This window comes from Photorhabdus caribbeanensis, from assembly GCF_018448885.1.
Classification (GTDB): Bacteria; Pseudomonadota; Gammaproteobacteria; order Enterobacterales; family Enterobacteriaceae; genus Photorhabdus; species Photorhabdus caribbeanensis.
This window is the reverse complement of the sequence record NZ_RCWB01000054.1, coordinates 1-21,984: the sequence shown is the minus strand read 5'-3', so window position 1 is coordinate 21,984 and position 21,984 is coordinate 1. Positions and strand designations below refer to the sequence as shown.

At 44.3% G+C, this 21,984-nt stretch carries 25 protein-coding genes and 2 pseudogenes; 11 read left to right on the top strand and 16 right to left on the bottom strand.

Annotated elements, in window-relative coordinates; all coding sequences use genetic code 11:
* From EAE90_RS22075 to pyk, 4 genes and pseudogenes are all read left to right on the top strand, one after another.
* Positions 1–127 (top strand): annotated as a pseudogene (locus EAE90_RS22075) (ISAs1 family transposase); the annotation flags it as partial.
* 286 nt (positions 128–413) lie between these two features.
* On the top strand, positions 414–635 hold the full coding sequence (locus EAE90_RS22070) for a hypothetical protein (RefSeq protein WP_246551064.1): 222 nt from the start codon (positions 414–416) through the stop codon (positions 633–635).
* A 269-nt stretch (positions 636–904) separates the two neighbouring features.
* Positions 905–1,918, top strand: coding sequence for a tail fiber protein (locus EAE90_RS22065; RefSeq protein ID WP_214055294.1), 1,014 nt, complete (start codon positions 905–907; stop codon positions 1,916–1,918).
* Between the two features lie 566 nt (positions 1,919–2,484).
* Positions 2,485–3,927 (top strand): pyruvate kinase, encoded by a 1,443-nt coding sequence (gene pyk, locus EAE90_RS22060; RefSeq protein ID WP_036775554.1) that lies wholly within the window; start codon positions 2,485–2,487, stop codon positions 3,925–3,927.
* 138 nt (positions 3,928–4,065) lie between these two features.
* On the opposite strand, the gene lpxM is transcribed toward pyk, so the two are convergent.
* The 3 genes from lpxM to znuA all read right to left on the bottom strand — a co-directional run bounded on the left by lpxM (position 4,066) and on the right by znuA (position 7,460).
* Positions 4,066–5,034, bottom strand: coding sequence for a lauroyl-Kdo(2)-lipid IV(A) myristoyltransferase (lpxM, locus tag EAE90_RS22055; RefSeq protein WP_214055293.1), 969 nt, complete (start codon positions 5,032–5,034; stop codon positions 4,066–4,068).
* 150 nt (positions 5,035–5,184) lie between these two features.
* Positions 5,185–6,492 carry a murein DD-endopeptidase MepM gene (mepM, locus tag EAE90_RS22050; protein ID WP_214055292.1) on the bottom strand — a complete coding sequence of 436 codons (1,308 nt, stop codon included), beginning with the start codon at positions 6,490–6,492 and terminating at the stop codon, positions 5,185–5,187.
* A gap of 20 nt (positions 6,493–6,512) precedes the next feature.
* Entirely contained in the window at positions 6,513–7,460 is a 948-nt protein-coding gene (gene znuA / locus EAE90_RS22045) for a zinc ABC transporter substrate-binding protein ZnuA (protein WP_214055291.1), read from the bottom strand.
* Between the two features lie 76 nt (positions 7,461–7,536).
* Here znuA and znuC point away from each other — a divergent pair, with 76 nt between their 5' ends.
* Entirely contained in the window at positions 7,537–8,295 is a 759-nt protein-coding gene (gene znuC, locus EAE90_RS22040; RefSeq protein WP_214055290.1) for a zinc ABC transporter ATP-binding protein ZnuC, read from the top strand.
* Positions 8,292–9,077 (top strand): zinc ABC transporter permease subunit ZnuB, encoded by a 786-nt coding sequence (gene znuB, locus EAE90_RS22035; RefSeq protein ID WP_214055289.1) that lies wholly within the window; start codon positions 8,292–8,294, stop codon positions 9,075–9,077. Before znuC ends, znuB begins: the two co-directional genes overlap by 4 nt.
* A gap of 216 nt (positions 9,078–9,293) precedes the next feature.
* Here znuB and ruvB read toward each other — a convergent pair whose 3' ends face one another.
* From ruvB to aspS, 6 genes are all read right to left on the bottom strand, one after another.
* Entirely contained in the window at positions 9,294–10,301 is a 1,008-nt protein-coding gene (gene ruvB, locus EAE90_RS22030) for a Holliday junction branch migration DNA helicase RuvB (protein ID WP_214055288.1), read from the bottom strand.
* 16 nt (positions 10,302–10,317) lie between these two features.
* On the bottom strand, positions 10,318–10,935 hold the full coding sequence (gene ruvA, locus EAE90_RS22025; RefSeq protein WP_214055287.1) for a Holliday junction branch migration protein RuvA: 618 nt from the start codon (positions 10,933–10,935) through the stop codon (positions 10,318–10,320).
* A 78-nt stretch (positions 10,936–11,013) separates the two neighbouring features.
* A complete protein-coding gene (gene ruvC / locus EAE90_RS22020; RefSeq protein WP_011146364.1) occupies positions 11,014–11,535 on the bottom strand; it encodes a crossover junction endodeoxyribonuclease RuvC in 522 nt (173 codons plus the stop codon).
* Positions 11,536–11,678: 143 nt separating this feature from the next.
* Positions 11,679–12,422: a YebC/PmpR family DNA-binding transcriptional regulator gene (locus EAE90_RS22015; protein WP_214055286.1), complete on the bottom strand. Its 744-nt coding sequence runs from the start codon at positions 12,420–12,422 to the stop codon at positions 11,679–11,681.
* A 29-nt stretch (positions 12,423–12,451) separates the two neighbouring features.
* Complete coding sequence (nudB, locus tag EAE90_RS22010) at positions 12,452–12,889, bottom strand: dihydroneopterin triphosphate diphosphatase (RefSeq protein WP_214055285.1); 438 nt, start codon at positions 12,887–12,889, stop codon at positions 12,452–12,454.
* The gene (gene aspS / locus EAE90_RS22005) at positions 12,889–14,661 is read right to left on the bottom strand and encodes an aspartate--tRNA ligase (RefSeq protein ID WP_214055295.1); all 1,773 of its coding nucleotides are present in this window, start codon (positions 14,659–14,661) and stop codon (positions 12,889–12,891) included. Before aspS ends, nudB begins: the two co-directional genes overlap by 1 nt.
* Before the next feature lie 231 nt (positions 14,662–14,892).
* Here aspS and EAE90_RS22000 point away from each other — a divergent pair, with 231 nt between their 5' ends.
* Entirely contained in the window at positions 14,893–15,288 is a 396-nt protein-coding gene (locus EAE90_RS22000; RefSeq protein ID WP_110090642.1) for an MAPEG family protein, read from the top strand.
* 169 nt (positions 15,289–15,457) lie between these two features.
* Here the strand turns inward: EAE90_RS22000 and EAE90_RS21995 are convergent, their stop codons facing one another.
* Both EAE90_RS21995 and EAE90_RS21990 read right to left on the bottom strand, forming a co-directional pair.
* On the bottom strand, positions 15,458–15,700 hold the full coding sequence (locus tag EAE90_RS21995; protein ID WP_214055284.1) for a type II toxin-antitoxin system RelE family toxin: 243 nt from the start codon (positions 15,698–15,700) through the stop codon (positions 15,458–15,460).
* Positions 15,690–15,941, bottom strand: a complete 252-nt coding sequence (locus tag EAE90_RS21990) for a type II toxin-antitoxin system Phd/YefM family antitoxin (RefSeq protein ID WP_214055283.1) — start codon at positions 15,939–15,941, stop codon at positions 15,690–15,692. Before EAE90_RS21990 ends, EAE90_RS21995 begins: the two co-directional genes overlap by 11 nt.
* A gap of 269 nt (positions 15,942–16,210) precedes the next feature.
* Here EAE90_RS21990 and cmoA point away from each other — a divergent pair, with 269 nt between their 5' ends.
* Both cmoA and cmoB read left to right on the top strand, forming a co-directional pair.
* Positions 16,211–16,969 carry a carboxy-S-adenosyl-L-methionine synthase CmoA gene (gene cmoA / locus EAE90_RS21985; RefSeq protein WP_214055282.1) on the top strand — a complete coding sequence of 253 codons (759 nt, stop codon included), beginning with the start codon at positions 16,211–16,213 and terminating at the stop codon, positions 16,967–16,969.
* Complete coding sequence (gene cmoB, locus EAE90_RS21980; RefSeq protein ID WP_214055281.1) at positions 16,966–17,937, top strand: tRNA 5-methoxyuridine(34)/uridine 5-oxyacetic acid(34) synthase CmoB; 972 nt, start codon at positions 16,966–16,968, stop codon at positions 17,935–17,937. Before cmoA ends, cmoB begins: the two co-directional genes overlap by 4 nt.
* Positions 17,938–17,997: 60 nt before the next feature.
* On the opposite strand, the gene cutC is transcribed toward cmoB, so the two are convergent.
* Positions 17,998–18,744 (bottom strand): copper homeostasis protein CutC, encoded by a 747-nt coding sequence (cutC, locus tag EAE90_RS21975; RefSeq protein WP_214055280.1) that lies wholly within the window; start codon positions 18,742–18,744, stop codon positions 17,998–18,000.
* A gap of 167 nt (positions 18,745–18,911) precedes the next feature.
* Positions 18,912–19,040: pseudogene (locus tag EAE90_RS21970) on the bottom strand (VOC family protein); the annotation flags it as partial.
* Positions 19,041–19,093: 53 nt separating this feature from the next.
* Here EAE90_RS21970 and EAE90_RS21965 point away from each other — a divergent pair.
* Together EAE90_RS21965 and EAE90_RS21960 are read left to right on the top strand one after the other, a co-directional pair.
* Complete coding sequence (locus tag EAE90_RS21965) at positions 19,094–19,429, top strand: toxin (RefSeq protein WP_214055279.1); 336 nt, start codon at positions 19,094–19,096, stop codon at positions 19,427–19,429.
* A complete protein-coding gene (locus EAE90_RS21960) occupies positions 19,430–19,744 on the top strand; it encodes a helix-turn-helix domain-containing protein (protein ID WP_214055278.1) in 315 nt (104 codons plus the stop codon).
* A 15-nt stretch (positions 19,745–19,759) separates the two neighbouring features.
* On the opposite strand, the gene EAE90_RS21955 is transcribed toward EAE90_RS21960, so the two are convergent.
* The 3 genes from EAE90_RS21955 to EAE90_RS21945 form a co-directional block, all read right to left on the bottom strand.
* Positions 19,760–20,323 carry a VOC family protein gene (locus tag EAE90_RS21955; protein ID WP_214055277.1) on the bottom strand — a complete coding sequence of 188 codons (564 nt, stop codon included), beginning with the start codon at positions 20,321–20,323 and terminating at the stop codon, positions 19,760–19,762.
* 190 nt (positions 20,324–20,513) lie between these two features.
* Entirely contained in the window at positions 20,514–21,293 is a 780-nt protein-coding gene (locus EAE90_RS21950) for a DUF4123 domain-containing protein (RefSeq protein WP_214055276.1), read from the bottom strand.
* Positions 21,290–21,984, bottom strand: a 695-nt coding sequence (locus EAE90_RS21945; RefSeq protein WP_422616011.1) for a bacteriophage T4 gp5 trimerisation domain-containing protein, incomplete at its 5' end; no start/stop codon positions are given. The genes EAE90_RS21945 and EAE90_RS21950, both read right to left, overlap by 4 nt.

The window sequence follows — 21,984 nt, the reverse complement described above, 5'->3', positions numbered from 1 at the left end:
TGCTAATATTATCAAAATGATAGAGCAAGATGCACTGGTTGAAGCCTTTTATGCCTGGATCAACCAGCGTCGGGTCAGGGCAGGAAAAAGTCTTATCGCCATTGATGGAAAAACCCTGAGAGGAACCCATCCATTAGCTCATGTTTTTTATTGATGTCAGAACGGGGGTCTTCTATCTTGCTGATAAAATTAAAAATACTCATTATTAGGATCGCTTTTTTATGGAAGAGAGAGATCTTAACGTTTTAATGAGAGAAATACCTATAAAAAGTCATGTTCTGATTTTTATTTAACCAAAATAACCTTATTAAAAGTGTGAGATCCCACCCTGTAATGGAGTATTACCCGATTTACGTGGTGAATTTATTCGTGGTTGGGATAATGGGCGTGGTATTGACAACGGACGTAATATATTGAGTTTTCAATATGATGCATTCAAAAGACATAACCATAGTATTAATACCACTGACAGCCCAAGCGCCACCCGTGCAAATACAGATCCCGTGCGTGGTAGTATGCATGGCGATCCAAACGATCGAGGCAGCTTAGGGGAATTGAAATCGATTGGGATGAATGGTGATAATGAAACACGTCCGAGAAATGTGGCATTTAATTACATTATAAGGACCGCCTAATGAGTAAATCCACATTGAAAAAAAATAATATGGATATTAGCACCTTTTCAGATGTTGAATATAAATTATTTAGATATTTATCTGATCATACAATTTCGGGTTTTTATTTCTACCCATTATACAAAAACAGTTACCCCTCTAAGTCATAAGAATATTTTATCATATTTTTTTCAAGCTAAACTATTATTAACATATATTGTATGGAATGACTTTTATAATAATTCAATATATTGATCACAAAATCAAATTATTTAATCTCAGGAGAGAACATGAGCAAAAAAAATGATTTTAAAGCCTTTTCCATTAGTAGTAATGCTAATGTAATTAGCCAAGAAAGATATGAACAAGATCAGGGTTTGAAGACTGGATTTCCACCAGAAAATATTACTACTCATTTACTAAATAAGGTATTACGTCAGTCATCAACCATATCCTCTGTTATTGCTGATTTTATCGCGACCCAATCTGGCAATGATGTTTTAGATGATGGAGATATAGCGAAACTCACTACCCAATTAAATAGAGCATTAGAACAAAAAATCACAACCAAAGTACCAAGCGCCTCATTGACACAACAAGGTGTTATTCAACTCACAGACCAAACAGGCAACAGTAACACCCTTGCTGCAACTCAGAAGCTTGTTTCTGATGTAAACGATAACGCTAATAATCGGCTAGCAAAAGATCAAAACGGCGCAGACATTCCTGATAAAAATACATTTGTGAAAAACCTTGGCTTAATTGAAACCATTATTAACACCCAATATCCTGTAGGAATTGTGATTTGGTTCGCTCAAAATAAAAACCCAAATGTGCTATTTCCGGGTACTACATGGGAATATATTGGTGAAAATAAAACCATTCGATTAGCTAACGCCAATGGCTCCGATATTTTATCAACCGGTGGCAATGATTTGATAAGCCTGACAGCGGCGCAAATGCCAGCACATAATCATACATTTTTTGGGACAACGAGCACATTTGATTATGGCGCTAAAACCACTAATGTCACTGGAGATCACTATCATGATAGCAGTTGGGGTGAAACTACTGGTGGGCGTTATGGTCATTTCGACGGTTCTAAGAACAATCAGGGATCAAAATCTACAGATTGGAACAATGCCAAATTTAACACTAGCACTAATGGCGCCCACTCTCATACGGTATCAATAGGATCACACAACCATACCATTTCAGGTAATACCGGAGATTCTGGTGGCAATGCAGCGATTACAATTACCAATTCATATATTAAGTTGATGGGATGGTATCGAAAAGCATAAGAGCCCTACATCCCCCAGGCCGCTAACAAACCTCACACAAATAAATAACTGTCTCTTGATCATAAATCTGACTTAAGAGACAGTTCCAGCTCGTCCTCCCCAAGGAGAACTTATCATTTGCATACTTTACAGCATACCCATCCTGGACGTTTCGTGCTTTCCAGCCCTCAAGTGTTGCTGAATCCCAGTAAATTTCAGAAAGCTTGTATCAAACTCGCACGGCAAGACAGAGAGCAATCACATTATTGATAAATCGGGAACAAATCGTGATAGGATAGAAATACGGCAATAAATATCCGTTAAAAAAGGGTTAGCTGATTCGCTAGGGCATAGCGATTGTGTAAAACGTTCCCCTCTATCGTTCCCCTATAGCTGACAATGGTCAATTAGGCACAACAGAGATAAAGTATCATGATAAGTTGATACGGGTCACAAAAGTAATCTATAAACAGCCTTGATAGTTGGATTGCCGAAGAGTTTTTTTACTCGTTTTATAGGATAATTAATAGATTATTGATTATTTTTATATAACCAATACCAATACTCACAGGTCAACGGAGTAACACATGTCCAGACGGCTCAGAAGAACTAAGATTGTTACCACACTTGGTCCGGCTACTGACCGCGATAATAATCTTGAAAAGATTATTGCTGCGGGTGCAAACGTAGTCCGCCTCAATTTTTCCCACGGTACCGCCGAAGATCATCTCCAGCGAGCCAGCAAAGTCCGCGAGATTGCAGCCCGCCTGGGGTGCCATGTCGCTATTCTTGGCGATCTTCAAGGGCCTAAAATCCGTGTATCAACGTTTAAAGAGGGCAAGATTTTCCTGAATGTCGGAGATAAATTTCTCCTTGATGCCAATCTTGGTAAAGGCGAAGGCGATAAAGAGAAAGTCGGTATCGATTACAAGGGATTACCCACGGATGTTGTACCGGGCGATATTTTGTTGCTGGATGACGGACGTGTTCAACTCAGAGTATTAGACGTTCAGGGAATGAAAGTCTTCACTGAAGTTACTGTAGGTGGCCCGCTATCTAACAATAAGGGCATTAACAAACTGGGTGGTGGATTATCCGCGGAAGCCCTAACTGAAAAAGATAAAGAAGATATTATTACGGCGGCCAGAATTGGCGTTGATTACCTTGCCGTCTCTTTCCCTCGCACCGGTGAAGACCTTAACTATGCTCGCCGTCTGGCGCGAGATGCGGGCTGTGAAACGCAGATCGTGGCGAAAGTTGAACGCGCAGAAGCCGTTAGCAGTGATAAAACCATTGATGAAATCATTCTAGCTTCTGATGTCGTCATGGTTGCCCGTGGTGATCTTGGTGTAGAAATCGGTGATCCAGAGTTAGTTGGCGTTCAGAAAAAATTAATTCGCCGTGCCCGCCAGCTAAATCGTGTAGTGATTACCGCGACCCAGATGATGGAATCTATGATCACCAATCCAATGCCCACCCGTGCAGAAGTGATGGATGTGGCAAATGCCGTTCTCGACGGTACTGACGCCGTAATGCTCTCCGCTGAAACCGCAGCGGGCCAATACCCTGCCGAAACGGTTGCCGCAATGGCGCGAGTCTGTCTCGGAGCAGAAAAAATGCCTGGCCTCAACGTATCAAAACATCGGCTAGACACAACTTTTGACAGTATTGAAGAAGCCATTGCAATGTCTACCATGTATGCGGCAAACCACCTAAATGGGGTTAAAGCCATTATTGCAATGACCGAATCAGGCCGCACCACTCGCATCATGTCTCGCATCAGTTCTGGTCTCCCCATATTCTCTATGTCCCGTCATGAGAAAACCTTAAACCAAACGGCGCTTTACCGTGGCGTTACACCGGTTTATTGCAGCAGTCATACTGACGGCATTACGGCGGCCAATGAAGCGGTTAATCGCCTGCGTGATAAAGGTTATCTAGTTTCCGGTGATCTTGTTCTGGTTACTCAGGGTGATCAGATGGGGACCATTGGCAGCACTAACACCTGCCGTATTCTTGAAGTGGAATAAAGCGCCGCAACATTTTGCGCCAAACGCGCATCCCGCTTAATCCAACGGCAGTTCGACGGTAAAATAAGCTTTTACCGTCTCTTATTACTTTTCTATAGACTTTAATTGCTTATACACCCGTTATCTTTGCAACGAAAATCACAGGTCTTCTCTCCCATATGGCCCAATATCACCCGCTTTCCGAGTCTTAAGTAATTTAAGTATCCAGGTATATTGTTCAGGGTTGGGCCGTACCAATTGCTCCAATTCTTCATTCATTCGGCGAGCAATAAAAGCATCATCTTTGCCATCAATATCATCCATTGGTGGACGAATATAAATATCAAGTTGATGGGTACGGTAATTATAAACCGGAAACAGCGGCACAATAGCGGCACGACAAACCTTCATCAATCGCCCAATTGCCGGCAATGTTGCTTTATAAGTTGCGAAAAAATCAACAAATTCACTGTGTTCCTCACCATGATCTTGATCGGGCAGATAATATCCCCAGAAACCCTGGCGAACAGTAGCAATAAACGGTTTAATTCCCGCATCACGGGAATGTAAACGACCACCAAAATAATGGCGAACTTTATTCCACAGATAATCTGCAACTGGGTTTTTCTGGTGATGGAACATGGCTGATATTTTCTGTCCGCCCACAGACAGTAATATAGCTGGAATATCTACCGCCCAACCATGAGGCACCATGAAAATAACGTTTTTCCCCTGCGCTTTCAGTTGAAGAATAATCTCTTCCCCATGCCACTGCGTCCGGCTTAACGTTGATTTTGTACCACGTAAACACAGTTCAGCCAACATAACAAAAGGTTGAGGTGCGGTAGAAAACATCTCATCAATCAATGCTTCACGCTGTTGCTCCGTCAGTTCCGGCATACAGTAACACAGATTTATTCTTGCTCTACGACGTGCCCCTTTCGCTAACTTACCCGCCAACCAGCCTATTTTAGCCAGCAGAGGATCACGCACTTTAACTGGTAGGTAAGCCAGCCCGGCCAACACACCAATGCCCAGCCATAATCCCCAGTAACGAGGATGCAGGTAAGATTTATGAAATGTCGGCACATAACCAGCTTTACTGTCTGTATCTGTTTCTTTATGCATGAGATAACTCTTTAAAACAAAACGATAATTTGCCATTTTCATACAGGGATCTATATCAACAGATGTCAACATATCTTGTTCTGCAATACAAAACGACAGCGGATGATAGCAATCATCCGCTTTAAAGTCTGTTATTAATGAACAATAAACTCAATCTAACAGCAACTGAGGCGTTACCTCTTTTACCGTCGCCAGGAATTCTGAACGTTCTTTACCACTCAAACCACCAGAGCGCGGCAGCTTCGCCGTTAATGGGTTTACCGCCTGCTGATTGATCCAGAATTCATAATGCAAATGTGGGCCCGTAGAACGACCGGTGCTACCGGACAGCGCGATACGATCACCTCGTTTTATCTTCTGTCCTGGTTTCACCAACAGCTTTCTCAGGTGCATATAACGGGTGGTATATTGGCGACCATGACGAATGGCGATAAAGTTACCTGCTGCTCCGTTATATTTGGAGACAATCACCTCACCGTCACCCACCGCCAAAACAGGCGTTCCCACGGGCATAGCAAAATCCACCCCTTTGTGTGGCGCCACCCGACCGGTGACTGGATTCACACGCCGAGGATTAAATTGGGAAGAGACCCGAAATTGCTTGGTAGTGGGAAAGCGCAAAAATCCGCGCTCCAGACCGGAACCTTGACGATCATAAAAACGCCCATCTTCCGCCCGGATAGCATAATAATCTTTACCACCACTATTTAGGCGAACACCAAGTAATTGGCTCTGTTCACTATGACCATCCAACATTTCACGGGACAGTAATACAGAAAAGCGATCACCTTCATGTAATTTACGCAAATCAATTTGCCATTGCAGTGCCTTGGTGACTTCACGTGCTTCACTGCTGGTTAAGCCAGCACTTAAAGCACTGCTGGTAAAGTTACTATCAACAACGCCAACGACGACGCTGTTTTTCCACTCCCCTTTTTGAAACTCTTTTGTTTCTTTAAACAGATCGCCTTCACGGCTATAAATGCGCGTTTCACGGCGGGAAACACCCCAGGTCAGAGTTTGCAAATCACCCGCCTCATTTACTGTCCATGACAATGGCTGGCCAATGTTCAACCCCCGTAACACTTTATGCTGACTCGCGAGTAACGCTACATCAGAAGAGTCGATACCAAATTGAGTCAGAATATTACTGAGGGTGTCACCGTCGGAAACAATATATTCATGCGGAGTTTGCGCCGTGACCTCTGAGCTCGTCTCTTCATCAGGAATACCCTCGTCCGGTAGCTGTTCACTGCTATCTGCAATAATCTCATCACTATCTACGGGAAGATTGATGGCAATGCTGCCGACTGTTGTTTCTTCTTGTTCATGATGATAAGCAATAGGTTGCCACATAGTGACAACCAATGTTGCTACAGTCAGCGAACCCAACATAATTTTATGCGGTCGCGGTAACTCCTTATACACCAGAACGATAGTTTTAACTATCTGTTGCACTCATTGAATTCCTTATTACTTTAATTCAGGCAACCGGCGTACTGTTCCGACAACTGAGTTATAAATTTCATATAGCTGTCTTTATCCAATACGATGCGGCTTCCTAACGGGTCCAAGGTGCCCATACGCACTCCCGTATCCTTCGCCACAGCATTAATAACGGTCGGCCTGAATTGCGGCTCAGCAAAGATACAGATTGCTTTCTGCTCAACCAATTGTGTTCGTATATGATGTAATTTTTGTGCGCCAGGTTGTATTTCAGGATTAATCGTAAAATGTCCTAATGGGGTCAATCCATAATGCTGCTCGAAATAGCCATAAGCGTCGTGAAAAACGAAATACCCCTTACCACGCACCAGCTTAAGAATATTAGCAATATTTTTGTCAGTTTGCGCAAGTTGCGCATTGAATTTACGTAGGTTTACGTCCAGCGCTGCTTTTTTCTGCGGATAACGCACCTGTAATTGGTCATGAATCCCCTGTGCAACCTGTTTTGCTATTTCTGGTGATAACCAAATGTGCATATTATATTCACCATGAGAATGATGTTCATAACCTTCTTCATGTTTATGCTGATCTGGTTCGGATAAATCTTCATCATTTTTCAGCAATAATGGCTTAATCGTTGGCAATTGTGCTAAAGCTAACTGTTTATTTTGTGAAACTTTAGCTAACGGTTTAGACAAAAAGATTTCCATCTCAGGTCCAACCCACACAACTAAATCTGCCTGGTTAATTTTCTTAAGATCAGACGGTTTCAACGCATAATCATGCGGTGATGCTCCATCAGGCAATAGTACCTGCGTATCAGTTACACCATCAGTTATTGCCGCAGCAATAAAACCTAACGGACGGATTGATGTCACAACATCAGCATTAGCCAATTGTATTGTTCCTGACATGAAAACAGCAGTAATCGCGGCCTTACAGAAAAACTTGTGCGCTAGTTTATATGATTTGTGTAACATAATGTAAATATCTCGTGGACAGAAACAAGAATTGTTATATTATAACATCTCAATGTTCACGCAAGATATATTTAGCATGCCAACACTCATCACTTTAAAAAATGTTGCTGTCACCTTCGACAATCGTCAGGTACTAAACAATATCTCTCTTAATTTACAAAGAGGGAATATTCTGACCTTGCTAGGTCCCAATGGCGCCGGTAAATCAACTTTAGTTCGTGTTGTTTTGGGGCTTGTCGAACCATCATCCGGCACAATTGAACATGCCGCTGGATTGAGAATCGGCTATGTTCCACAGAAGTTGCATCTTGATCCCACCCTGCCATTAACAGTCAAACGCTTTATGATGCTAAAACCCGGCGTAAAATCTGCCGATATATTGCCAGCACTGGAGCGGGTGAATGCCTCTCATCTATTGCAGCAACCCATGCAAAAATTATCCGGCGGGGAAAACCAACGGGTTTTACTAGCCAGAGCACTATTAAATCATCCGCAATTATTAGTCCTTGATGAACCAACACAAGGGGTCGATGTTAATGGTCAGTTAGCACTCTATGATTTAATCAATCAAATTAGAACCGAATTGCATTGTGCTGTATTGATGGTCTCCCATGATTTACATCTGGTTATGGCGAAAACAGACGAAGTTTTATGTCTTAATCAACATATTTGCTGTTCCGGCACGCCTGAAGTTGTTTCTACTCATCCTGAATTTATCGCTATGTTTGGTCATCATGGCGCTGAACAATTGGCAATATATCACCACCAACACGATCACCACCATGATCTGAAAGGAAAAATTATCTTGGAAAATAACAGAGAATGCCACTCATGATCGAATTATTATTCCCCGGTTGGTTGGCCGGCATATTATTGGCTATTGCTGCCGGGCCATTAGGTTCATTTGTTGTCTGGCGCAGAATGTCCTATTTTGGCGATACTCTGGCACATGCTTCATTATTGGGAGTTGCTTTCGGATTATTGCTAAATATTAGTCCTTTTTACGCGATTATCGCTGTCACTTTGATACTGGCAATAATGCTGGTTTGGTTGGAGAAACGTCCGCAACTGGCAATCGATACTTTGTTGGGAATTATGGCTCACAGCGCACTATCATTAGGGCTGGTCGTTGTCAGTTTAATGTCTAATGTGCGAGTTGATTTGATGGCTTATCTGTTTGGTGATTTGTTATCAGTCTCCTATGAAGATATTTGGTTGATTGCCATCGGTGTCGCCATTGTCACTACACTTCTGTTCTGGCAATGGAATGCTCTACTCTCTGTCACCGTCAGTCAGGAAATGGCTTTTGTGGATGGCATTAAAATACAGCGGTTAAGGGTGCTGTTAATGCTGGCAACAGCGTTGACAATCGGTCTGGCAATGAAGTTTGTCGGCGCGCTGATTATCACCTCGCTGCTCATTATTCCAGCAGCCACTGCTCGCCGTTTTGCCCGTACACCGGAGCAAATGGCCGGTCTTGCTATTGCGGTTGGTATGCTTGCCGTCACCGGCGGATTAGCATTCTCCGCCATTTACGATACACCAGCAGGGCCATCCGTCGTGCTATGTGCTGCGGTGATGTTTATTATCAGCCTGACCAGTAAAGCAAAAAATTGATCCTCTGAGTGGGTACAACCCAGTTACCAGAAGAACGGGATAGGTTTCCCTTGCAGGAATACCCATCCCGATTTTTCAGGCAATTACATATACCCGTTATCTTTCAAGTTGCCTCTTTGTTGGCTGCACTCACTCACCCCGGTAACAGAGTTACCTATGCTCCCGGGGATTCGCTCCCTTGCCGTCGCGATGCATCTGAAATCCATAGGGTATAGGTCATTCCTGATCTCTGACCATGCCAAAATGGCGATAAGCATGCTCGGTGGCAATTCGTCCACGGGAAGTTCGTTGAATAAAACCCTGTTGGATCAAAAAGGGTTCCAGCACATCCTCAATCGTTTCCCGCTCTTCACCAATGGCGGCGGCAAGGTTATCTACCCCAACCGGCCCGCCCATAAATTTATCAATAATGGCAACCAGTAACTTACGATCCAGATAATCAAAACCGGCGGCATCTACACTCAACATATCCAGCGCTCTGGCGGCAATATCCCCATCAATCGCGCCATTCCCTTTCACTTGAGCAAAATCACGCACCCGGCGCAGTAAACGGTTTGTAATCCTCGGCGTTCCACGAGAACGCATGGCAACCTGCCGGGCGCCATCGTCAGTAATCTCTACCCCCATAAAACGGGCGCTGCGGGAGACGATACTTTGCAAATCGTCCACATTATAAAATTCAAGACGCTGCACGATACCGAACCGATCACGCAGTGGAGAAGTCAAAGAACCTGCGCGAGTGGTAGCGCCAATCAGGGTAAAAGGCGGCAAATCAATTTTGATCGAACGGGCAGCCGGTCCCTCGCCAATCATAATATCCAGTTGATAATCTTCCATTGCCGGATAGAGAATTTCTTCCACCACCGGCGACAAGCGGTGGATTTCATCGATAAACAACACATCATGTGGTTCAAGATTAGTCAGCATTGCCGCCAGATCGCCCGCCTTTTCTAACACCGGGCCAGAAGTTGTACGGAGATTGACGCCCATCTCATTGGCGACAATATTCGCCAGCGTTGTTTTCCCCAACCCCGGCGGACCAAAAATCAGCAGGTGGTCAAGGGCATCACCACGCAGTCTGGCAGCCTGAATAAAAATCTCCATCTGCTCACAGACTTGCGGCTGCCCAACATATTCAGACAACAATTTAGGTCTGATTGCGCGATCAATGGCTTCATCGTCTTGCAAAACTTCCGCAGAAACCAGACGGTCAGCTTCAATCATGGCTTACCCCTGTAACTTAAAGAGCGGCGCGAAGTGCTTCGCGGATAAGTGTTTCACAATCAGCACCCGGTTTAGCGATTTTACTTATCATGCGGCTAGCTTCTTGCGGCTTGTAACCCAGAGAGACTAATGCCGCAGCGGCTTCTGCTTCGCTATCAGCGTCAGAAGTTGTCTGTTTGGCCGTTGCCGGCAAATTAATATCACTGCTCTGATTAAAGAGATCGCCATTAAGCCCTTTAAAGCGATCTTTCATTTCAACCACCAGCCGTTCAGCGGTTTTCTTACCCACTCCCGGCAATTTTACCAGAGAAGCGATCGCCTCTTGTTCAATAGCAGAAACAAATTGCTGCGCAGACATACCCGAAAGAATAGCCAACGCCAATTTAGGCCCCACGCCATTCACTTTAATTAATTCTCGGAATAATGCCCGCTCCTGCTTATCATTAAAACCATAAAGTAATTGCGCATCTTCACGCACCACAAAGTGAGTAAACAGGACAGCTTCCTGTCCGGCATCAGGCAATTCATAAAAACAGGTCATTGGCATATGAACTTCATAACCAACGCCATTTGTTTCCAGTAAAACCAAGGGTGGTTGTTTTTCCAACACAATTCCTCTGAGACGCCCTATCACTCGTTTACCCCCTAAAAATAAAACTGATTGTTCTACTTATGGTTATAACATAAAAAAAGCTGGATGCATATCCAGCCGTTATCTTAAACGTCCACGCGCCAAGATTAATCTGGGATCGCCAACCCGCAAAAGGTTCTGATTAAAGTGACAATGGGTTATTGCAATAGCCAATGCATCCGCCGCATCGGATTGCGGGTTAGCAGACAATTTCAGCACCGAGCGCACCATGTGCTGAACTTGACTTTTTTCAGCCGCCCCAGTTCCGACAACCGTTTGTTTCACCTGCCGAGCAGCATATTCAAAAACCGGTATAGATTGATTAACGGCGGCAAGAATCGCAACGCCCCGCGCTTGCCCTAATTTCAGCGCTGAATCGGCATTTTTTGCCATAAAGACCTGCTCGATGGCAAAAGCATCGGGTTGAAATTGTGTAATAATTTCAAGGATACCCGCATAAATACGCTGTAACCGATTAGGCAGATCATCAACTTTTGTTCGGATACAACCGCTGCCAAGGTAGCTTAAATGACGTCCCTGCTGACGGATCACACCATAGCCAGTGACGCGGGAACCTGGGTCGATACCTAAGATAATCGCCATATTTTGTTTTATTCGCCTTTGATTATCACCTTTATAAAGGAGATAAAAACGTTAGAGAAAGCGTCCTGTACCACAGCACACTTTCTCTACGCTATATACCCATTATCCTTTTGAAATCCATAGGGTATACAACCTGATTGAAATTACAGCAACTCAGCAACTTCATCAGAGATTTCACCGTTATGGTAAACCTCTTGTACGTCGTCTGAATCTTCCAACATATCAATCAAGCGCAATAATTTAGGTGCGGTTTCCGCATCCAACTCCGCTTTAGTGGAAGGGATCATGGAAACTTCTGCTGATTCAGCCACAAAACCGGCAGCATCTAACGCATCTTTTACATCACCAAAGGTTTCTGGCGTAGTGTAAACATCAATCGCGCCATCATCATAGGTTTCTACATCATCAGCACCAGCTTCCAACGCCGCTTCCATCACCGCATCTTCATCCAGCCCTGGCGCGTAAGAAATCACCCCTTTCTTGGTGAACAAATAAGCAACCGAGCCATCAGTGCCCAGATTACCACCGGTTTTAGTGAAAGCATGACGGACATCAGAAACAGTACGATTACGGTTGTCGCTCAAACACTCAACCATCACCGCCGTTCCCCCCGGACCGTAACCTTCATAAATGATGGTTTCCATGTTATCCGCTTCATCGTTGCCGACACCACGGGCGATAGCACGGTTCAACGTATCGCGGGTCATGTTGTTGGACAGTGCCTTATCAATCGCGGCACGCAGACGTGGGTTAGATGCCGGATCTCCACCACCCAGACGGGCTGCCGTTACCAGCTCCCGGATAATTTTGGTGAAAATCTTACCGCGTTTCGCATCTTGCGCAGCTTTGCGGTGCTTGGTGTTGGCCCATTTACTATGACCTGCCATAAGGTTCTCCGATAAAACGTCTAATAATGTTATTCAATAACAAACTCTTCAATTGCCTGTCGATTGCTCCACGACTTAGTGAGCTTTACAGCTTTATCCGCATCCAGCCACTTATAAGCCTGATGTTCAGTCAACAAGCACTCTCGCTCTTCAGGCAATGCCAGACAGAACCAGTACTCTTTATTACGGGTGACTCCTGGAGCATAGCGATGGCGCAAGTGGGTAAAAATCTCAAAATAGAGAGAACGCCGGCAATCTATCAATTCAAGATTTTCACCTATGATATCAATACCGACTTCTTCTTGCACTTCACGCAATGCTGTCTCACGCGGCGTTTCGTCTCCATCAAGGCTGCCAGTCACAGACTGCCAAAAGTCAGGATCGTCCCGCCGCTGTAACATCAGCACCCGTCGGCTGGAAAATGCATAAATAACTACCAGCACAGACTCAGGGCGCTTATAGACCATTATTCACTCTCTTTTCTGGCAACCACAGAGATCGATAACTCCTCAAGTGCCGCCGGATTAGCATAACTTGGCGCTTCCGTCATTAAACAAGCAGCAGCGGTGGTTTTAGGGAATGCGATAACATCACGAATATTATCCGTCCCTGTCAACAACATCACCAAACGGTCAAGACCAAATGCCAAACCTGCATGAGGCGGCGTACCAAATTTCAATGCATCCAGCAAGAAGCCAAATTTCTCCTGCTGCTCCTGCTCATTAATACCCAGAATACGGAACACCGCTTGTTGCATTTCGTTACGGTGAATACGCACCGAGCCGCCACCCACTTCGTAGCCATTAATCACCATATCGTAAGCATTGGCAATGGCCGAAACCGGATCTTGCTCTAACTCCTCCGCTGACATATTACACGGTGAAGTAAATGGATGATGCATGGCGGTCAGACCACCTTCCCCATCATCTTCGAACATTGGGAAGTCGATAACCCACAGTGGTCGCCAGCTATCCAATTTTGTCAGATTCAGATCGCGCCCTAATTTCAGACGCAACGCTCCCAAAGCATCAGTAACCACTTTTATACTGCCAGCGCCGAAGAACAAAATATCGCCATCCTGTGCATCAGTACGGGAAAGCAAGCCTTCAATCACCTCTGCATTCAGGAATTTGGCTATCGGACTTTGAACCCCTTCCAGACCGGCAGCGCGCGCATTAACTTTTATCCAAGCCAGCCCTTTGGCGCCATAAATCCCAACGAATTTGCCATATTCATCAATCTGCTTACGGCTCAGTTCAGCACCACCTGGTACCCGAATTACGGCTACGCGGCCTTTACTGTCATTCGCTGGTTCCGCAAATACACTGAATTCTACCTCTTTAACCAAATCAGCAACATCAACCAACTCTAATGGGTTACGCAGATCAGGTTTATCAGAACCGAAACGACGCATGACTTCCGCAAACGTCATCACTGGGAAATGCCCCAGATCAACACCTTCAATTTCAAGCCACAATTCGCGGATCATTTTTTCCATCATTTCCCTTACCTGCTCAGCAGTCATAAAGGAAGTTTCCACGTCGATCTGGGTAAATTCCGGCTGGCGATCCGCACGCAAATCTTCATCACGGAAGCATTTAACAATTTGATAATAACGATCAAAACCGGACATCATCAGCAGCTGTTTAAATAACTGCGGGGATTGAGGCAAAGCATAAAATTTGCCTTTATGAACACGACTTGGCACCAAATAATCACGGGCGCCTTCAGGTGTTGCTTTAGTCAACATTGGCGTTTCAATATCCAGGAAACCCTGATTATCCATGAAACGACGAACAAAACTGGTGATTTTAGCGCGTGTTTTCAAGCGATTAGCCATTTCAGGCCGACGCAGATCAATATAGCGATATTTCAGACGCTGCTCTTCACTGTTCGTCTGGTTGCTATCCAAAGGCAGAGGTTCGGAACGGTTGATAATATTTAAACTTTCCGCAAAAACCTCTATTTCACCGGTGGCCATATCTTTATTGATTTGACTGTCAGGACGGGCGCGTACAGTACCGGTGATTTGAATACAGAATTCATTACGCAGTTCAGCAGCCTGAGAAAATGCGGCTTGCTGATCCGGGTCAAAAAATACCTGAACGATTCCTTCACGGTCACGCATATCAATAAAAATCAAGCCACCCAGATCACGGCGGCGGTTTACCCAACCACAAAGAGTCACCTTCTGGCCTTCATGGGTCAGGTTCAACTGCCCACAATAATCAGTACGCATACAATATCCTTTTACTCGGCTGTTGTGCTGTTGCTGCGGAAAAAAGGCCGTCATTATAATAGAAATTCTACTCAGAGATAAGGGCAGGCAATATCCCAATGCAACACCATTGCTTGATGTCTGATAATCAGGCAATTTATTTTCAATTCCCATCTATTTATAGCGACAGTTTTATTTTTGGGGTTTATCATAACTTAATTGGCCAATTTCGGTTAGGCAATGGAGTTAAAAATGGTTAGCTCGCTTTATGTTGTGTTGGGCGCACTATTATTGATTAAGCTGTCTTTTGATGTGGTTAAGTTAAGAACACAATATCGTGTCTCATATGGAGATGGTGGTTTTTACGAACTACAAACAGCAATCCGCATCCACGGTAATGCGGTGGAATATATCCCCATCTCTATGTTATTGCTGGTCATGATGGAGATGAACGGCTCAAATGTCTGGATGATACATGTCTGTGGTTTGATTCTGCTCACCGGCAGAGTCCTGCATTATTATGGCCTGCGCCACCGTGAGCTCCACTGGCGGCGTTCAGGCATGGTAGCAACCTATCTTTCCATCTTATTAATGGTGATGACGAATATTTACTACCTGCCTTGGGAACAAATATTTTCTCTCTACTAACGAAACGAATAGTACTGGCACTAAAATAACAGGCAGCAAACTCGGCTGCCTATTATTCTAACCCTAGCTGTTCCCCATGTAAGGAAGACTTTCCAACATTGATATGCAAAGCGAGCAAGTGTTGGTTTTTTTACCTCTCATTGGCGAGGGTATAAACCGCATCTCCGGCTCATTTACCTATAGCAATTACCAGCAAGATAATCTTATTGTCATTCACTTCATAAACTAAGCGGTAGCCAGAAGAGCGCAATTTAATTTTGTATCGGTTCGCTCGCCCTCTTAATCTTGCTGACGGCACATGAGGGTTTTCTAAGCGTTCAGCCAATTTTTTCTTTAGCTGCTCCTTAATTGGATGACCTAACTTCTTCCACTCTTTTAAGGCCCGCTTTTCAAATTCCAGGCTATAGATCATCTAGGTTCACACTAATAAATTCAGCATTTTCTAAACGTTCATCTGCAATTTTGTTTAGTGCGGCATCCTCTGCTAGCTCCTGATAGTAGGCGAATAATTCGGGAGGCACACAATAAAACGCAGGTTCATTTCGATTCAGGATTGCGACCGCCTCACCTTCCCCCTGCAAATATGTCCCCATTGGGTTACGTTTCAAATCGGTAATACTTGCCGCTAAATTTGTTAAGATTTGATATGCCATACACCACCTCACTCTTTTACGTAAACAAACAATAGGTCATTTAAAGGTGCTTTTCAATGCATCTTTACTTTTTTATATAAAACCCAAAGCTCCCCTAATGCTGACTGACTCATGAAATCAAGGATTGATCGCGGCATGATATGATTTTTGTGCAATACTCAAATATTTCCATTATTCACTACTTTTAAGCACAGAGAAAATTGGTTCAAGGTCAAGCTTTACATCTGTTAGAATGCCCCCTTCTATTTTTTCTGATAATTAATGCTGTTATGTCAAATCAAGATCCTCACCATCAAAGGGATAGCCTGTTTGCCACGCCTATTGCCAATCTGGGAGACTGGCGTTTCGATGAACGGGTAGCCGAAGTTTTCCCTGATATGATCCAACGCTCCGTGCCAGGTTATTCAAATATTGTTTCTATGATTGGTATGCTGGCTGGTCGTTTCGTGACATCAAACAGTCAACTTTATGACCTAGGTTGTTCTCTGGGTGCATCAACTCTGGCAATGCGCCGCAATATTATCGCTGAAAACTGCAAAATTATCGCCGTTGATAATTCCCCGGCTATGGTGAAACGCTGTCGTCGCCATATTGACGCTTTTCGGGCACAAACACCGGTTGAAGTCATCGAAGCCGATATTCTTGACATCGATATTCAAAATGCTTCGATGGTCGTACTGAATTTCACTCTACAATTTCTCAACCCGCAAGATCGACAAGGCTTACTAAACCGAATTTATCAGGGATTACGTCCCGGTGGTGTTTTAGTTTTATCAGAGAAATTCAGCTTTGAAGATCAACAAATTGGTGAATTGCTGTTCAATATGCACCACGATTTCAAGCGTGCTAACGGATATAGCGAACTGGAAATCAGCCAGAAACGCAGCATGCTTGAAAATGTAATGCTGACTGACTCGGTAGAAACACACAAATCCCGTCTCCATCAATCCGGTTTTAACCATGTTGAAGTCTGGTTTCAGTGTTTCAACTTTGGTTCACTGCTAGCGATAAAAGGAGCCGATAAATGATCGATTTCGGTAATTTTTATCAACTTATTGCCAACAATAACCTCCAACATTGGCTTAATTGCCTCCCGGCTCAATTGCATGAATGGCAAAAAGAGGCCCTGCACGGCAGTTTTAAATCATGGGTAAAAACCCTGGAAAACCTGCCTGCAATTTCACCAACCCAATTAGACCTGAAAAATGGCGTGATCGCAGAACGTGATCCTCCCCTATCCGAAGGCGAAACAGTCTGTATTACCAATATATTGCGAGTATTCATGCCGTGGCGCAAAGGCCCATTCTCTCTTTATGGTGTAAATATTGACACTGAATGGCGTTCAGATTGGAAGTGGGATCGGGTATTGCCTCATATTTCCCCACTAACCGGCCGGACAATTCTTGATGTTGGTTGTGGCAGCGGCTATCACCTGTGGCGGATGGTGGGTGAAGGGGCTGAACTTGCCGTTGGTATCGATCCAACTCAGCTCTTCCTTTGCCAGTTTGAAGCCGTCAGAAAGTTACTTGGCAATGATCAACGCGCCCATCTTTTACCTCTGGGCATTGAACAATTACCGGCACTGGCTGCTTTCGATACGGTCTTTTCGATGGGCGTTCTCTATCACCGCCGTTCTCCTCTTGACCATCTCTGGCAATTGAAAAACCAACTGGTGGCCGATGGTGAGTTGGTATTGGAAAGTCTGGTGGTTGAAGGAGATGAACATACCTGTTTAATCCCTGGTGAACGTTATGCTCAAATGCGCAACGTCTACTTCATTCCTTCGGCAAAAATGCTGAAAATCTGGCTGGAAAAGTGCGGTTTTGTCGATGTGAAAATTGTCGATCAGGCAGTCACAACCACAGAAGAACAACGTCGTACAAGTTGGATGAGAACTGAATCGTTATCTGATTTTCTCGATCCTACTGATAGCAGTAAAACCATTGAGGGTTATCCCGCCCCTCTACGGGCGGTACTGATCGCCCGTAAGCCCTAATTTTGCGAACTGGCCCAACGTTGGGCCAGTTCAACTTGAAAGATAACGGGTAAATAGATTTTATTCAAATAAAGTCAAACTCAGCATCCCTTTCATGACCTCTACTACACCGCCATCAACACAATAATGTGAAAACTCATCCACTTCATTGTCCGCGCTCATCGTCACCCCCGCTTTGCGGTAAGTCATGGTAGAAGGCATAATTCGACTTGCCGAACTGTGAACTTCCGTTAATCCGATATCGATAAATTTATGAATATTACTCATACGAACACCCGCACCTGCCATAATAATTGGCCCCCGACTAGCTTGACGCAGTTCTTTCAATAAGGGTAATCCCAATTCAGCATTCTGTTGCTGGCCGGAAGTTAATATTCGTTTAACACCAAGCTGAGTAAGTTGATCCAGCGCCACATAAGGATTAAAACACATATCAAATGCACGGTGAAAAGTGACGGCCATATCGCCGGACAGCGCCATCAATTGTTGCATGCGAGGCAAATCAATATGCCCTTCTTCATCTAACACACCAAAAACGACGCCCATAAATCCCATATCACGGATCTGAGCAACATCATTCTTCATCACCTCAAAATCTGAGTGACTGTAGCAAAAATCACCACCTCTTGGGCGTACAATGGGATGTACAGGAATAGTTAATTGCTCAATAGCCTGCTTCAATGTACCAAAACTCGGTGTTAATCCCCCTTCCGCCGGACTGGCGCATAACTCTATCCGGTCAGCACCAGCCTGTTGTGCGATTAATGCGCAACCTACGCTAAAACAACAAATTTCTAACTTTGTCATCAGAAGTTCCTTGGACACCCAGTCATTAACGAGCAATCAATGAATCTAAGCGATTTAGTAATTCAATTTACTAACTATGACATCTAATTATTGCTGATGATTTGTAGGAAATCACAAGGTCAGAACTTTTATCTGGATTACAAGGATGAAAAAGTTAATTTTGCTGACTAGTGCTCATTTTTAACAATTTCACGCAATGTAAATGGGTGAAACTTGACAGTGATCTCACTATCAGTAACAGCTAAGGTAGGATTAGGCAACCGCTCTTGTTCCCCTTTGGGCTGACCTTGTTTAACTATCCCCAACTTGGGTGTATATTATACTCAAGTTGGGGACAGATGGATAAGTGATGGAAGCTGTTTTTATTGAACTACCACCTTTTGAACGTTACCGTCATAACTACCTGAGTGATGAGGAGTTTCGAACCTTCCAAAATATGCTGCTGAAAAATCCAACAGCAGGAGACGTTATCCAACACACTGGCGGATTACGTAAAGTGCGTTTTACTGATTCCCAAAGGAAAAAGGGAAAACGAGGCGGTATTCGGGTGATTTACTATTGGTGGGTATCCAAATCGCAATTCATGCTTTTCACTATCTACGATAAAGATGAAATGTCAGACTTAACTAAAGAACAATGCGAATCTTTGCGTAAAATGTTAGACATGAGAAAAAAGGGAGCATAAATGAGCCGTGATCTATTTGCAGAACTCAATGAAGGAATGAAAGCTTGGGAAGAGGCTAATGAAGGCAAACTCACACTGAAAACCCATAAAAGGAGGTTAAAAAATGATATCTCCATCAATCCAGATGAGTTGAAATCCATCCGGAATAAACTGAATATTTCTCAGGCTGTTTTTGCCCAGTACCTGCACACCGGTGAGACGACATACCAGAACTGGGAACAGGGACGTGCTAAGCCGAATAAACAAGCTGTATTGCTGATTAAAATGGTAGAGCGCCACCCGCAGGCACTAGAATTTCTTGCCAGCCTCACATAACGATATCACTTTAACTTATGTAGACAGGCATTCACTTTTAACAATTTCACGCAATGTAAATGGGTGAAACTTGACGGTGATCTCACCATCAGTGATAGCTAAGGTCGGATTAGGCAACCGCTCCTGTTCCCCTTTGTGCTGACTCTGTTTGACAGAAAAACCTGTCGGCAAAGGTTGCGGTAATAATGCTTTTGCTGCTGCCGATAAGATCTCAGGCGCCACCGGCAGCACTAGTTCCACATGTTCCCATCCCTGATGCAAGTAAGTTTTCTTGCCAGGATAAGGTAGTTCTACACAATCAATTTGCCAATTAAGCACCGCGATTGGGTGTTCTAAATCAAACAAGCAGATTGGCCGTCCATTAATGATACTTTCTGACATCAAACTGCCACATTGCAAAAAACCTTTACGCCAACGCTCGGCTACAGAGATATCGTGGCAACGTAAGGAGATATGATCTGCTTGATATTGTTCAACATTCAAATTAAGCCGCTGTTTGAACCGCGCCAATTTTTGCTCAAATATTGCCAGATCAGCCACTAAATCCTGTAATTCAACAATAGAAGAAAAATGTGTCATATTATCCCAGTTAAGATGCTATAGATTGGCCCTTCCCTTGGCCCCCAGCAGCCCAAGAGTTTTAAAGGCTTGCCGCCGTTTCAAGCCTCGAATGATACTCTCGATTTGTAACAAAATGAAATTTGATGGCGCCGACACAACCACTCTTTTAATAATCTCCATAAATTCGCAAGATGTTAACCATCACACACTATCCAACGGTCGTATATTGTTCATCGAACGTCTGTAAATAATCTGCACTGGTCAGGTGACTAATATCACCTCCACTTTCTAAACGCGATTTCAGCCAATCAATAATCCGTTCCTGTAATTTCCCTTCTGGCTCATTCAGTTTTTCAGCTAATTCACCGTGGTTTTCCCACACATCACTACTGATCACAAATGCCTTCCCTTTCAGAGCATAATTGGAATGATGCCAGGCATGCAGCAAATGGCTACCCAGAACAAAGGGTTGTGCACTCCCACCATGACCACAATTTTCAGGCCGACAATAAATCTGTGGTTCTGGTATATCGATCATTAACTCACTCACCGGTGTTAGAAACGCTGACCAATCGCTGACACTCATTACCGGTAATAACTGACCGAGAATTCGCGGGTCCATACTGCGCAAAATCACTTGCCTCTCCCGCAATATCACCTGCTGGCGTGAGCGCCAATGATTAAGCTGCTGCACCCATAAATCCTCACTGCGATAAGCCCACCCCCAACTGTTATCGCTCAGCGTTTGGCTATCAAGCAGATGACCGATTACTGACAGGCAACCTGACTTAGGCTGAACCAACCAAGGGCCTTGCCCCAATATGTGATCCATCGGTGTACCGCTATACAGCGGAAAAGCCTGCTCTACCCAGTCGTTGCTATAAAAAAGTGCCACGGGGTTAGGCTCTGCCAGTGAATTCAGCATAAAGAAAACAGGCGGCTTATTAGGCGTAGTCAGCCATTGTTGCCAGTTTATGGAAGTGTTCATTCATCCTCCTGGTTATTAATAGTTAGATTAACTTCTCTCTGAGCTTGCAAAGCACAAACCGGTTTAACTGGAGATTTCACATCAGGCAGTGGTTCTACACCCTCTGGTAGTTGTAAAGATAAACCACGCCCGGTACCGGCTGAACCTTGCCCGACCAATAAATTAGGGGAAGTCAGAATACCGCCGGGAGTTAATCGGATAAAATGACCGCCGGCTTTTAAGGTAATCTCTGACGCCGCCTCCAACACCATTTTACCGCCGCTTTTCAGGTGTGTTTCCTGACCGCTTTCAGCCACCAATGCCTCCCCGGTCTGTAAATGTTGACTGCCGGTAATACGGTGCGACACATCTCCATCGGTACTGTATTTCCCCGATCCCCTGATATGTTGATGATCATCCACTGAAATTTCGCTATAGCGGTTATTATCGATGCGCTGTTTATGGTCGTGTTTAATATGCCAGTAAGCATCGTGCTGAATATGAGCAGTCAGATCTTTCTGCCCGTGCAGGTAAATCTCCTGCCGGTCTTTCTCATCTTCAAAGCGCAATTCATTAAAGCCTTCCCCTTTGTGAGTCCGGGTTTTAAACGTGGTGCGGGTCTTTTCAACGGGTAAATTTAACGGCGGCCGGTTTGAACCGTTGTAGGTGCAACCGGTGACAATCGGACGATCAATATCGCCGTTCAGATAAG